Annotated in this window: 8 protein-coding genes; 5 read left to right on the top strand and 3 right to left on the bottom strand. The window is 67.5% G+C overall.

The annotated features are described in order from the left end of the window. Window positions 1-10 precede the first annotated feature (10 nt). The 3 genes from A3Q7_RS0104515 to dapC all read right to left on the bottom strand — a co-directional run bounded on the left by A3Q7_RS0104515 (window position 11) and on the right by dapC (window position 3,463). Window positions 11-1,192 (bottom strand): PilT/PilU family type 4a pilus ATPase, encoded by a 1,182-nt coding sequence (locus A3Q7_RS0104515; protein ID WP_026224484.1) that lies wholly within the window; start codon window positions 1,190-1,192, stop codon window positions 11-13. Window positions 1,193-1,380: 188 nt separating this feature from the next. Continuing rightward, entirely contained in the window at window positions 1,381-2,199 is an 819-nt protein-coding gene (gene dapD, locus A3Q7_RS0104510; protein ID WP_018410665.1) for a 2,3,4,5-tetrahydropyridine-2,6-dicarboxylate N-succinyltransferase, read from the bottom strand. 49 nt (window positions 2,200-2,248) lie between these two features. Further along, a complete protein-coding gene (gene dapC / locus A3Q7_RS0104505) occupies window positions 2,249-3,463 on the bottom strand; it encodes a succinyldiaminopimelate transaminase (RefSeq protein ID WP_018410664.1) in 1,215 nt (404 codons plus the stop codon). Between the two features lie 117 nt (window positions 3,464-3,580). On the opposite strand from dapC, the gene A3Q7_RS0104500 reads away from it, so the two are divergent. The 5 genes from A3Q7_RS0104500 (at window position 3,581) to ligA (ending at window position 12,503) form a co-directional block, all read left to right on the top strand. Next, a complete protein-coding gene (locus A3Q7_RS0104500; RefSeq protein WP_018410663.1) occupies window positions 3,581-4,504 on the top strand; it encodes a DMT family transporter in 924 nt (307 codons plus the stop codon). 97 nt (window positions 4,505-4,601) lie between these two features. Beyond that, window positions 4,602-5,546: a S1 family peptidase gene (locus A3Q7_RS20240; RefSeq protein ID WP_018410662.1), complete on the top strand. Its 945-nt coding sequence runs from the start codon at window positions 4,602-4,604 to the stop codon at window positions 5,544-5,546. A gap of 207 nt (window positions 5,547-5,753) precedes the next feature. Continuing rightward, window positions 5,754-9,263 (top strand): chromosome segregation protein SMC, encoded by a 3,510-nt coding sequence (smc, locus tag A3Q7_RS0104490; protein ID WP_018410661.1) that lies wholly within the window; start codon window positions 5,754-5,756, stop codon window positions 9,261-9,263. A 31-nt stretch (window positions 9,264-9,294) separates the two neighbouring features. Continuing rightward, entirely contained in the window at window positions 9,295-10,440 is a 1,146-nt protein-coding gene (locus tag A3Q7_RS0104485) for a cell division protein ZipA C-terminal FtsZ-binding domain-containing protein (RefSeq protein ID WP_018410660.1), read from the top strand. After that, window positions 10,440-12,503 carry an NAD-dependent DNA ligase LigA gene (gene ligA, locus A3Q7_RS0104480; protein WP_018410659.1) on the top strand — a complete coding sequence of 688 codons (2,064 nt, stop codon included), beginning with the start codon at window positions 10,440-10,442 and terminating at the stop codon, window positions 12,501-12,503. The genes A3Q7_RS0104485 and ligA overlap by 1 nt, the downstream gene beginning before the upstream one ends. Window positions 12,504-12,507: the final 4 nt, after the last annotated feature.

The following is a 12,507-nucleotide window of genomic DNA, read 5'->3' as shown; positions in this document are numbered from 1 at the left end:
CGCGGCTGCGTCAGCGGCCGCCTTCGTCCAGATTCAGCGAAAACTCGGCGAAGGAGGCACCGCTCGGTTCGGTGGCCTCCAGGTCGCGGTGTTCGGTCAGTTCCGGGTCGGGCTTCGGCGTGTCCGGTGCGCCGAAGGCCGAATTGTTGATGAGCCAGGACAGGTTGGTCGGCGAGTCGGAATTCGACAGCGCCTCTTCCAGCGTGATGTCGCCTTCGCGATAGAGCCGGAACAGATCCTGTTCGAAGGTCTGCGAGCCGGGTGCCATGCTGCGCTCCATCGCCTCCTTCACGCTGTTCACCTCGCCGCGCTCGATCAGCTCGGAAATGTGGCGCGTGTTCAGCAGCACCTCGACCGCCGGAATGCGCCGGCCGTCCGGCTTGCGCACCAGGCGCTGCGAAATGATGCCCTTGAGCGTGACCGACAGGTCGAGGAACAGCAGCGGGCGGCTGTCCAGCGGGAAGAAATTGACGATGCGGTTCAGCGCATGGTGGGCATTGTTCGCGTGCAGCGTGGCCAGACACAGATGACCGGTCTGCGCATAGGCCAGCGCGGCCTGCATGGTTTCCAGGTCGCGGATCTCGCCGATCAGGATGCAGTCCGGTGCCTGGCGCATCGCGTTCTTCAGCGCGGGTGCCCAGCCTTCGGTATCCATGCCGATCTCGCGCTGGTTCACGATGGATTTCTTGTGCTTGAACAGGTATTCGATCGGGTCTTCGACGGTCAGGATGTGGCCCGATTTGTTGGCGTTGCGATGGTCTATCATCGCCGCCATCGTGGTCGACTTGCCGGATCCGGTCGCGCCCACCACCAGCACAAGCCCGCGCTTTTCCATGATGAGGTCGGTCAGTACCGGCGGCAGGCCCAGCGTGTCCAGCGGCGGAATGTCGCCCAGGATGTAGCGCACCACCATGCCGATGCTGCCGCGCTGCCAGAACATGTTCACGCGGAAATTGCCCAGGTCGCGGCGACCGAAGGACAGGTTCAGTTCGCGCGTCTTCTCGAACCGTTCCTGCTGTTCGGGCGTGAGCATTTCGTAGGCCATGCGCTGGATGGTTTCCGGATCCATCACGCGCTGGTTGATCGGCACCGTGGTGCCCTGGATCTTGATCGCGATCGGCGCGCCCGCCGAAATGAAGATGTCGGAGGCGTTCTTGTCCGCCATCACCTGGAACAGCTTGTCGAGGATCATGTTGCCTCCGGTTGCCATCGAAGCGCCGGGCGAGCCTGACGCTTCGATATTCTGGCGTGCTTCGCGCGATCACGCATGCGATTTTGTGCCGCTCGCATGCACGAGCGGACCGCTGCCTGGCGGGGGCGCAGGGGCAGGGCAGCGGACGGGAGCGGGGGCGGGCGGCGAGCGCCGCCCGCGCGACGGCGTCAGGCGCGCAGCAGTTCGTTGATGCTGGTCTTGGCGCGCGTCTGCGCATCGACACGCTTGACGATCACCGCGCAGTAAAGGCTGTACTTGCCGTCGGCCGACGGCAGGTTGCCGGAAACGACGACCGAACCTTCGGGCACGCGGCCGTAGATGACTTCGCCGGTAGCGCGGTCATAGATCTTGGTGCTCTGGCCGATGTACACGCCCATCGAAATGACGCAGTTGTCCTCGACGATAACGCCTTCGACCACCTCCGAGCGGGCGCCAATGAAGCAGTTGTCGCCGATGATGGTCGGGTTGGCCTGTACCGGCTCCAGCACGCCGCCGATGCCGACGCCACCCGACAGGTGTACGTTCTTGCCGATCTGGGCGCAGGAACCGACGGTGGCCCAGGTGTCCACCATGGTGCCTTCGCCGACATAGGCGCCGATGTTCACGTAGGACGGCATGAGCACCGCGTTCTTCGCGATGAAGGCGCCGCGGCGCACGGTGGCGGGCGGCACGACGCGGAAACCGCCGGCGCGGAAGGCGGCCTCGTCATAGCCGGCGAACTTCATCGGCACCTTGTCGTAGTAGCGGGTTTCGGCGCCATCCATCACCACATTGTCTTCCATGCGGAAGGACAGCAGCACCGCCTTCTTGATCCACTGGTGGGTGACCCAGTCGCCGTCGATGCGCTCGGCCACGCGCAGCGCGCCGCTGTCGAGCTGGGCGAGCACGTATTCGATGGCTTCGCGCACCTCGCCGGGGAAATTGCCGGGCGAGTACTGGGTGCGGTTTTCAAAGGCGGTTTCGATGATCTGCTGAGCGGCCTGCATGAAAGGTTCCGTATCGGTTTTCAGTGGATGGAATGGGTCGTGTCCGCGCTCACAGGGCGCGGCAGAACTGTGCGATGCGTTCGGCGGCCTCGCTGCATTCGCCGGCGGGTGCCACCAGCGCAATGCGGACGAAACCGGCCCCCGGATTGATGCCGTGGGCGGTGCGGGCGAGGTAGCTGCCCGGCAGGACCGCAACATTATATTCGGCCAGCAGGCGGCGGGCGAATTCGTCGTCCGGCAGCGGTGTGCGCGCCCACAGATAGAAGCTCGCATCCGGCAGCGGCGCCGGCATGACCGCGTCGATCACCGGCTGCACCGCGGCGAACTTGGCGCGGTACTGGTCGCGGTTGTCGCGCACATGCGACTCGTCGCGCCAGGCCGCGATGCTGGCCCGCTGTACCGCCAGGCCCATGGCGCCGCCGTGATAGGTGCGGTAGAGCAGGAAGCGCTTGAGCAGGCGGGCGTCGCCGGCGACGAAGCCCGAGCGCAGGCCGGGCACGTTGGAGCGCTTGGACAGGCTGGAAAACACCACCAGACGTTCGAAACCCTGCCGCCCCAGGGCCTGGGCGGCTTCCAGACCGCCCAGCGGCGGGGCCGATTCGTCGAAATAGATTTCCGAATAGCACTCGTCGGAGGCGATCACGAAGCCGTGCCGGTCGGCCAGCTCGAACAGCGTGCGCCACTCGTCCAGCGTCATCACCTTGCCGCAGGGATTGGCCGGCGAACAGACGTAGACGAGTTGCACGCCGGCCCAGTCGGCGCTCGGGATGCGGTCGAAATTGCAGGCGAAACCGTCCTCCGGCAACTGGTTGTAGAAGCCGATCGCGGCGCCTGCCAGCAGGGCCGCGCCCTCGTAGATCTGATAGAAGGGATTGGGGGCCAGCACCTTCGCGCCCGGCCGGCTGGCGTCGATCACGCTCTGCGCGAACGAGAACAGCGCTTCGCGCGATCCATTCACCGGCAGCACCTGGGTCGCCGCATCGACGCGGGCGAGCCGGTAGCGGCGCTGCAGCCAGTCGGCGATGCATTCGCGCAGCGCGTCGATGCCGGCGGTGGTCGGATAGACCGACAGCCCGTCGAGTGCGCCGACCAGCGCATCCTTGATGAGCTGCGGCGTCGCATGCTGCGGCTCGCCGATGGACAGCCGCACCGGCGGCAGGTGCGCCGGGCCGGTCACGCCGGCGGTCAGTTCCTTCAGCCGCTCGAATGGATAGGGTTGCAGCAGGGCGAGGCGGGGTGTGGCGGGCAAGGCGTCGTTCAGCATGTGGAATCCGTCTGTCGTCCGGTGCCCGCATCCAGCGCGGTAACCGTCCAGAAGCGCGCGAGTATACGTGAGCGCGGGTTCACAGTAGATTCGCGCGCCGCTTTCCGCCTCCCTCGCATGCTCGCCTCCCGCATTCCGAAATCGCGCCGTCTGCCGTCCGCCGCCTTGCTGGCCGGCGCCGTGGTGTGGGGCCTGATCTGGTATCCCTACCGCGTGGTCGAGGCGGCCGGCATGGGCGGCGTGACCGCCACCCTCATCACCTACGGCCTGGCCTTTCTGCTGGGACTGCTTCCGCTGTGGCCGGTGCTGCGCCGCACGCGGCCCAGCATCTGGCTGTTCGCGCTCGGCCTGATGGCCGCCGGCACCAATCTGGGCTATGTGCTGGGCGCACTCGATGGCGAGGTGATGCGGGTGCTGCTGCTGTTCTACCTGTCGCCGCTGTGGACCGTGCTGCTGTCGCGCGTCATGCTGGGCGAACGCCTGAGCCGGACCGGTGCCGGCGTGATCGCGCTGTCGCTCGGCGGCGCCATGGTCATGCTGTGGCAGCCGGCGCTCGGCCTGCCCTGGCCGCAGGGCCGGGCGGAATGGCTGGGACTGATGGCGGGCGTGTGCTTCGCCGCGGTGAACGTGATGGTGCGCCGCACTGCGCACATCGCGATCGAACAGAAGGTGATGGCCGTGTTCCTGGGCGTGGTGGCGGTCGCGCCGGTCGCCGCCTGGCTGCGCGGCGAATCGCCGCTGGAACAGATGGCGCAGGCGGATGCGCACACCTGGGCCGTGCTGTTCATCCTGGGCGGCGTGCTGCTGCTGGTGAATCTGGTGGTGCAGTACGGCATCACCTTCCTCGCCGCGAATGCGGCCATCGCGCTCTTCCTGTTCGAACTGGTGGTCGCCGCGATCTCGTCCTGGTGGCTGGCGGGCGAGATGATGGGCGTCAAGGAATGGATCGGCGGCGCGATGATCATCGCCGCCAGCCTGTTTTCCGGGCATCTGGAGACGGCCACACCGGACCGCGGGTCCGCATGTTCGCGAGGAATGTGAGCGCGCAGGTAAATCCTGTGTAAATCCCGCGGGCGACCTGTACACCGGCTTGCGGCGGCCGATAAGAATCGGGACACCCCACTTGCCCCCGGACGCCATGAACCACTCACTGCGCTCGCTTCTCGCCTTCTGCGGCTCCGCCGCACTGGGTTTCCTGTCGCTGCCGGCCCATGCCATCGTGGCCAGCGACACCTTGCTCAGCGGTGATGAGGTGAGCTACCTCGATGCCATCGCCCATCTCACGCTGACGCGCAGCGACGGTACCTTCGCCTGCTCCGGCAGTCTGCTCGCCGGTGGCGCCTATGTGCTGACCGCCGCCCACTGCGTCAGCGGCGGTGACGGCGATGAAACCACGAGCAAGATCACCCTGTCGTGGAACGGCGGCGAAGTGACCGCGACCAGTTCCACCTATTACGTCGCGCCCGGCTGGGACGGAGATCTGGCCGAAGGCAACGACCTGGCACTGATCGCGCTGTCCACGCCGGTCACCGGCATCGACGGTTACCAGCTCTACCTGGACAGCGCGCTGGGCAGCACCGTGCTGGTCGCCGGTTACGGGCTGACCGGCACCGGCGAGGAGGGCGCGACCGGCAGCGCCGGCCGCCTTTACTACGGCTACAACCAGTACGACGCGGGTCTTCGCTACTACAGCAGCCGCGGCATTTCGAGCGCCGTCTATCTGTACGATTTCGACGACGGCACGCGATCGACCAGCCAGTTCGGATCGACCGGTCTCACAAGCCTGGAAGAGGTGATCATCGCGCCGGGCGATTCCGGCGGAGCCAGTCTGCTCTTCAGCGAAGAGGACTGGTATCTGGTGGGCGTGCACTCCTTCATCGCGTGCTCCGGCAACGGCTGCGCCACCGACAGCAGCTTTGGCACCTATGCTGGCGACAGTTCCGTCTATGGGCAGCTCGGTTGGCTGCAGAGCTATCTGGTCACCGCGGTGCCGGAACCGGGCAGCTATGCCATGCTGCTCGCCGGTCTGGGGCTGCTGGGTCCGTTCAGGCGCCGCCGCGCCACGGCCGTGCCGTCGCGCTGACGGGTGTGGACGGGAAGGCCCCCGCCGCGATCATGACCGCGGACGGGCGCTGGCGGTGCGACGTTCATACCGCCGGGCGGAGGCATGTGTCATGCGGTACCGGCGAAACGCTGTCCCGGCTTCTCTGCCGGTCGGGGTCGGCACACGGCCCCGGTGCTATCATTCGCCCCGTTTCTCGCCCCAACCCATCCCTTCCGCCGCCGTCCCGTGCGACTGTCCAAACTCAAACTCGCCGGTTTCAAGACCTTCGTCGATCCGACCTCGATACAGATGCCCGGCCAACTGGTGGGCATCGTGGGTCCGAACGGCTGCGGCAAATCCAACATCATCGACGCGGTGCGCTGGGTGCTCGGCGAATCCCGGGCTTCGGCGCTGCGCGGCGACGCGATGACCGACGTCATTTTCAACGGCTCCGGCACGCGCAAGCCGGTCGGGCGTGCCAGCGTGGAACTGGTGTTCGACAACGCGCAGGGCAGGGCGGCCGGACAGTGGTCGCAGTACGCCGAAATCGCGGTCAAGCGGGTGCTGGAGCGCGACGGGCAGTCGGATTACTTCATCAACAACACACGCGTTCGCCGACGCGACGTGATCGACGTGTTCCTGGGCACCGGCCTGGGCCCGCGCGCCTATGCCATCATCGAGCAGGGCATGATCACCCGCATCATCGAGGCGCGGCCGGAAGAGCTGCGCGCCTTTCTCGAAGAGGCGGCGGGCATCACCAAATACCGCGAGCGGCGCAAGGAAACCCAGGGGCGGCTCGACGATGCGCGCGACAACCTGACGCGCCTGGATGACATCGTCGGCGAGCTGGGCAACCGCATCGAACGCCTGCAGAAACAGGCCGAGGTTGCGGCGCGCTACACCGAACTGAACCGCCGCCTGGCCGAGCGCCAGGCGCTGCAATGGGCGATGAAGCAGCGCGCTGCCTCGGTCGAGGCCGAGTCGCTGGCGCAGGACGCCGCTCGTCTCGAGAACGACATCGAGCGTGACACCGCGGCGCTGCGCCATCACGAAGCGGCGCTCGAGCGGCTGCGCGCCGAGCATTACGCCAGTTCTGAGGCAGTCCATGCGGCGCAGGCCGAACTGCTCACCGCGAATGCCGAAGCCAGCCGGCTGGAGGACGATCTGCGTCGCGCCGGCGAGAACCGGCTCAAGCTGCAGGCGCGCATCGCCCAGCTCGAGGAGGACATGGCGACCTGGCGCGCGCGCATGGACGGTCTGCAGGGCGATGCCGAACGCTGGAACGAACTGGCCGAGCACGCGGCGCATCGCATCGAGCAGGCCGAGGCGCGGCACGAAACGACCAGCGCACTGCTGCCCGAGGCGGAAGCCGCCTTCCGCGAAGCGGAACAGCAGGCGGATCTGGCGCGGCGCGAACTGGCCACGGTCGAGCAGCTGCTCAAGGTCGAGGAAACGCATCGCGCCAACGCGGGGCGCACGCTGAATTCGCTGGCCGGCCGGCGCGAGCGCATTGCGCATGACGAAGCGCAACTGCTGGAGCCGGACCGCGAAGCGCTGGCGCTGGCGCAGGACAAGCTCGAATCTCTGCAGATGGCGCAGGAGGCTGCGCAGCAGCGCCTGCTTGCGGCACAGAACTCGGTACCGGCACTGCAGGGCTGCCTGCGCGAGGCGCAGGAAGCCGAGCGCACCGCGACGCGTGCACTGACCGAGCTGCGCGCACGTCGCGATGCGCTGGTCGAGCTGCAGCGCAAGACGCAGAGCGACGGCAAGCTCGCGCCCTGGCTCGCCGCACTGGGCCTGCAGGACGCCCGCCCGCTGTGGCAGGCGCTGCAGGTCGAGCCGGGCTGGGAACAGGCGGTCGAGGCGGTGCTGCGCGAGCGGCTCGGCGCGCTCGAGGTGCCTGCCGATGAGGTACTGGTGGCGGCCTGCGCAGCAGGGAATGCCCCGCAGAACATCGCGCTCGCCTTGCCCGGCCGCGACCTCCCCACAGCCGTCGTGCCGGACGACAGCCTGCGCCATCGCGTGCACACCCACGACGCACGCTGGAATGCGCTGCTCGACCTGTGGCTGGGTCCGGTCGCGGCGGTAGACAGCCTGGATTTCGCCCGCGCCGGCGCCAGCGTGGATAGGCAGGGGCGCCTGTCGCAGGGGGCCTCGCTCACGCTCTACACGCCGGATGCACGCACCCATGGCGTGCTCGAGCGTGCGCGCGACATCGAACAACTGGCGGCGGCGCTGGACGATGCCGAGGCCCGGCTGGGCGAGTCGCGCGACGCGCTGCGCGACGCGGAGGCCGCGCTCAATGCCGCGCATGAAGAACAGGCGGCGGCGCGGCGCGAACAGCAGTCGCTGACGCAGGCGGCGCACGCCGCCCAGGTCGAGCAGATCAAGCTCGCCCAGGCGGTATCGCGTTTTGACGAACAGAAGGCGGCGCTGGCGCGCGACCGCGCCGAGGTCGAACATGCGGAACAGACGGAACGGGCGCACCTCGAACGCGCCGACGCCGAGATCGAGCGCGCGCGCGAACTGATCGAGGTGCAGCGCGCGCGGCTGGATGCCGCGCTGGATGCACAGAAGAACGCCGACATGCAGTTGCGCGAGGCACGCTTCGCCGACCAGACCGCCGCGCGCGAGCTGCAGGAAGCGAATTTCTCGCAGCGCGAATGCGCCAGCCGGCTCGCCGATCTGTCCGGCAATCTCGACATGGCGCGCAGCCAGCTCGCCAACGCCGAACTCGAACACGCGCTGCGTCGCGACGAATTCGCACAGATCGACGAAGCGAGCATCGACGGCCGGCTGCAGCAGGTGCTGGACAACCGGCGCGCGCGCGAACAGGTGCTTGCCACCTGCCGCGATGCGCAGGAAGTGCTGGCGGCACAGTTGCGCGAACTCGAGTCGCAGCGCGCGCAAACCGAACAGCAGCTTGCGCCGGCGCGCGATCGTCTGGCCGAACTGAAGCTGAAACAGCAGGCGGCGGAACTGAATGCCGAACAGTATGCGCAACGACTGGCCGAAATCGAGCTGCCGGAAGGGCGGCTCGATGCGCTGCTGGCGGAGGCCGACGCCGAGCGTGTGCGCGAGGCCAGCCTGAATGCCGAGATCGGCCGGCTCGGCCGTGACATCGCGGCACTGGGCGCGGTGAATCTCGCGGCGCTGGATGAGCTGACCCAGGCCAGCGAACGCAAGGGCTATCTGGATGCGCAATCGACCGATCTGCGCGATGCCATTGCCACGCTGGAGGACGCCATCCGTCGCATGGACCGCGAAACCCGCGCGCTGCTGAAGGACACTTACGAAAAGGTGAATGCCGAATTCGGGCGCATCTTTCCTGAACTTTTCGGCGGCGGCGAGGCCCGTCTGGTGATGACCGGCGAGGAAATCCTGGATGCCGGCCTGCAGGTGTTCGCGCAGCCGCCGGGCAAGCGCAATGCATCCATCCAGTTGCTGTCCGGCGGCGAAAAGGCGCTCACCGCGACCGCGCTGGTGTTTGCCTTCTTCCAGCTCAATCCGGCGCCGTTCTGCATGCTGGACGAAGTCGACGCGCCGCTGGACGATACGAATACCGAGCGATTCTGCGAAATGGTGAAGCGCATGTCGGCTTCGACGCAGTTCGTATTCATCAGCCACAACAAGATCACGATGGAAATGGCGCAACAGCTGGTCGGCGTCACCATGCAGGAGCGGGGCTGCTCGCGCGTGGTGGAAGTCGATATGGAAGCGGCGCTCAAGCTGCGGGACGAGGCGCTCAGCGTCTGACCCGGCCATCCGTGTACAGAGGACAGCATTCATGCAACTGACAGAACTGCAGATGGGACTGATCGCGCTGGGCGTGGTGGGCGTTGGCGCGGTGATCGGCTACAACATGTGGCAGGAGCGCCGGCATCGGCGTACCGCCGAGCGTGCGCTGGGCGAGGCGCGGCCCGACGTGCTGATCGACCCGCTGGCGCCCGCAGCGAAGCGGGTGGAGCCCACGCTGGACATCGATCTGGGTGAGCCGATCGCACCGGAACTGCCGCCGGCGGTCGAGCCGCCCGCACAGGACGCGCTTGCGTCGGCACAGCGCGAACCGGTCGTGTCGCCACGGTCCGGGGATGCCGCGTCGCCCCTCAGCGTGGACCGCTGGCTGGACGAGCGCATCGACGAACGCATGGTGGTCGAGTTCGGCTCGCCGGTCGCCGCCACGGAGTTCCATCGCGCCTGGCGCGAGCTGGCGCACAACGTCGACGCGACGGTGCGCGTGCGCGGCCGCGACGAGCAGGCGGATCGCTGGCTCGATCTGGGGCCGGAGACCGCCGGCATGCTGTCGCGACTGGAACTGGCGCTGCAGTTGGCCGACCGGCGCGGCCCGGTGAGCGAGGCAACGCTGGAGGCGCTGATGCAGGCGCTGCAGGCGGTGGCCGACCGTTTCCTCGCCGTGGTGCACTTGCCCGATGCACGCGAACTGCTGAACCGTGCGCGCGAACTGGATGGGTTCGCCGCTGCGGTCGACGTACAGATCGGCCTCAATCTGGTGGCGGGCGAACAGGCCCTCAGCGGCACCAAGCTGCGTGCCCTCGCCGAGGCGCAGGGTTTGGTGCTGGACGGCGGCCAGTTCCATGCACGCGACGATGCCGGGGCCACGCTGTTCACGCTGGGCAATCTCGATGCCGCGCGCTTTTCGGCCGACACCATGAAAACCCTGCAGACCCAGGGCGTCACCCTGCTGCTCGATGTGCCCACGGTGGCCGATGGCGCGCGCCTGTTCGATCGCATGGTGCATCTGGCCGAACAGTTCGCGCACACGCTGGGCGCGCGCGTGGTCGATGACAACCGGCAGCCGCTGTCGCCGGCATCGCTCGGCCTCATCCGCAACAAGATCGCCGAATTCCAGGCGCGCATGGCCCAGTTCGGCGTGCCGCCCGGCAGTGATACGGCGCGCCGGCTGTTCAGCTGATGACGGCGGACCTTGCCGCGCGCGCGGCTGAACTGCGCGCGCTGATCACGCGTCACGACCGCCTGTATTACGAGCAGGACGCGCCGGAAATTCCGGACGCCGAGTACGACCGCCTGTTCCGCGAACTGCAGGCGCTGGAGGCAGAGCACCCGACGCTGCGCACGCCCGATTCGCCGACGCAGCGGGTGGGCGGCCGGCCACTGGACGCCTTCGCGCCGGTGCGTCACGCCGTGCCCATGCTGTCCATCCGCACCGAAACCGATACCGAGGCGAGCGGTGCCCTCAATTTCGACGCGCGCGTACGGCGGGAGCTGGCGCTGCCCGAGGATGCACCGCCGGTGGAATACGCCGCGGAACTCAAGTTCGATGGCCTGGCGATCAATCTGCGCTACGAGAACGGTGTGCTGGTGCAGGCCGCCACACGCGGCGACGGCGAGACCGGCGAGGACGTCACGCAGAACGTGCGCACGCTGCGCGACGTGCCGCTGCGCCTGAGCATGCCGCCCGGTCAGGGGGCGTTGTTCGATGCGCCGCCAGTGCCGGAGGTACTGGAAGTGCGCGGCGAGGTCTACATGCGGCGCGACGATTTCGAGGCGTTCAATGCGCGCGCCATCGCGGCAGGCGAAAAGACCCTCGTCAATCCGCGCAACGGCGCGGCGGGCAGCATACGCCAGCTCGATCCGGCGGTGGCGGCGAAACGTCCGCTCTCGTTTTTCGTCTACGGGCTGGGCGAGGTGCGCGGCTGGGCGGTGCCGGAAACGCATGCCGGCGTGCTCGATGCGCTGGCCGCCTTCGGCCTGCCGGTGTGCGCGCACCGCGAGATATGTGCCGGTGCTGAGGCGCTGGCCGCCTTCCATGCGCGCATCGCCGAAGCGCGGCCGACGCTGCCCTTCGACATCGACGGCGTGGTGTACAAGGTGAACAGCCTCGCGCTGCAGCAAAGGCTGGGCTTCGTCACGCGCGAACCGCGCTGGGCGGTGGCGCACAAATACCCGGCGCAGGAGGCGCTCACCACGGTGCAGGACATCGAGGTGCAGGTCGGCCGTACCGGCAAGCTCACGCCGGTGGCGCGGCTTGCGCCGGTGTTCGTCGGCGGCGTGACGGTCACCAATGCCACCTTGCACAATGAATCGGAAATCCGGCGCAAGGATGTGCACATCGGTGACACGGTGGTGGTGCGCCGCGCCGGCGATGTCATTCCCGAGGTCGTGTCGGTGCTGTCGGACAGACGCCCCGCCGATGCGCGGGCATTCTCAATGCCCAGCCACTGTCCGGTCTGCGCTTCCGACGTGGTGCGCGAGGAAGGCGAAGTGGATCATCGCTGTACCGGCGGGCTGTACTGCTCGGCGCAGCGCAAGCAGGCGCTGCTGCACTTCGCGCAACGGCGCGCGATGGATATCGAAGGACTGGGCGAGAAACTGGTCGATCAACTGGTGGAGGGCGGCCTGATACGCACATTGCCCGACCTGTACCGGCTGGGTGTGCTGAAGCTGGCCGAGCTGGATCGCATGGCGGAGAAATCCGCCGAGAATCTGGTGGTTTCGCTGGAAAGGTCGAAGCGGACGACGCTCGGACGTTTCGTGTTCGCGCTGGGCATACGTCATGTGGGAGAGGCGACCGCGAAGGATCTGGCGCGGCATCTGGGCAGCATGGACCGCATCATGGATGCCTCGGTCGAGGAGCTGTCGCAGGTGCCGGACGTGGGACCGGTCGTTGCCGCCAGCATCCACACTTTTTTCGCGCAAGCGCACAATCGGGAGGTGGTCGAGCAATTGCGCGCCTGCGGCATCGTCTGGGAAGAGGGCGAGGCGCGGGTGGCCAGTGGCCCGCTGGTCGGCAGGACAGTGGTGCTGACCGGTACCTTGCCGACGCTCACGCGCGATCAGGCCAAGGACCTGCTCGAGGCCGCCGGGGCAAAAGTGGCTGGAAGCGTGTCAAAAAAGACCGATTTCGTGGTGGCTGGCACGGATGCCGGTTCCAAGCTCACAAAAGCGCAAGAACTCGGCATTAATATTCTCGATGAATCCGGGCTGCTGTCGCTGCTCGGCAACAGGGAGCTGTAGAAAG

The organism is Methyloversatilis thermotolerans (assembly GCF_000372885.1).
Classification (GTDB): domain Bacteria; phylum Pseudomonadota; class Gammaproteobacteria; order Burkholderiales; family Rhodocyclaceae; genus Methyloversatilis; species Methyloversatilis thermotolerans.
Note: the sequence above shows the minus strand (reverse complement) of the source record. Positions and strands in the feature narration are given on the sequence as shown.

Bases quoted from the DNA above. Each gene is read 5' to 3' on its own strand.
- ligA (WP_018410659.1), top strand. From the start codon at position 10,440: ATGACGGCGGACCTTGCCGCGCGCGCGGCTGAACTGCGCGCGCTGATC.
- A3Q7_RS0104515 (WP_026224484.1), bottom strand. From the start codon at position 1,192: ATGATCCTCGACAAGCTGTTCCAGGTGATGGCGGACAAGAACGCCTCC.
- dapC (WP_018410664.1), bottom strand. From the start codon at position 3,463: ATGCTGAACGACGCCTTGCCCGCCACACCCCGCCTCGCCCTGCTGCAA.
- A3Q7_RS0104485 (WP_018410660.1), top strand. From the start codon at position 9,295: ATGCAACTGACAGAACTGCAGATGGGACTGATCGCGCTGGGCGTGGTG.
- dapD (WP_018410665.1), bottom strand. From the start codon at position 2,199: ATGCAGGCCGCTCAGCAGATCATCGAAACCGCCTTTGAAAACCGCACC.
- A3Q7_RS0104500 (WP_018410663.1), top strand. From the start codon at position 3,581: ATGCTCGCCTCCCGCATTCCGAAATCGCGCCGTCTGCCGTCCGCCGCC.
- A3Q7_RS20240 (WP_018410662.1), top strand. From the start codon at position 4,602: ATGAACCACTCACTGCGCTCGCTTCTCGCCTTCTGCGGCTCCGCCGCA.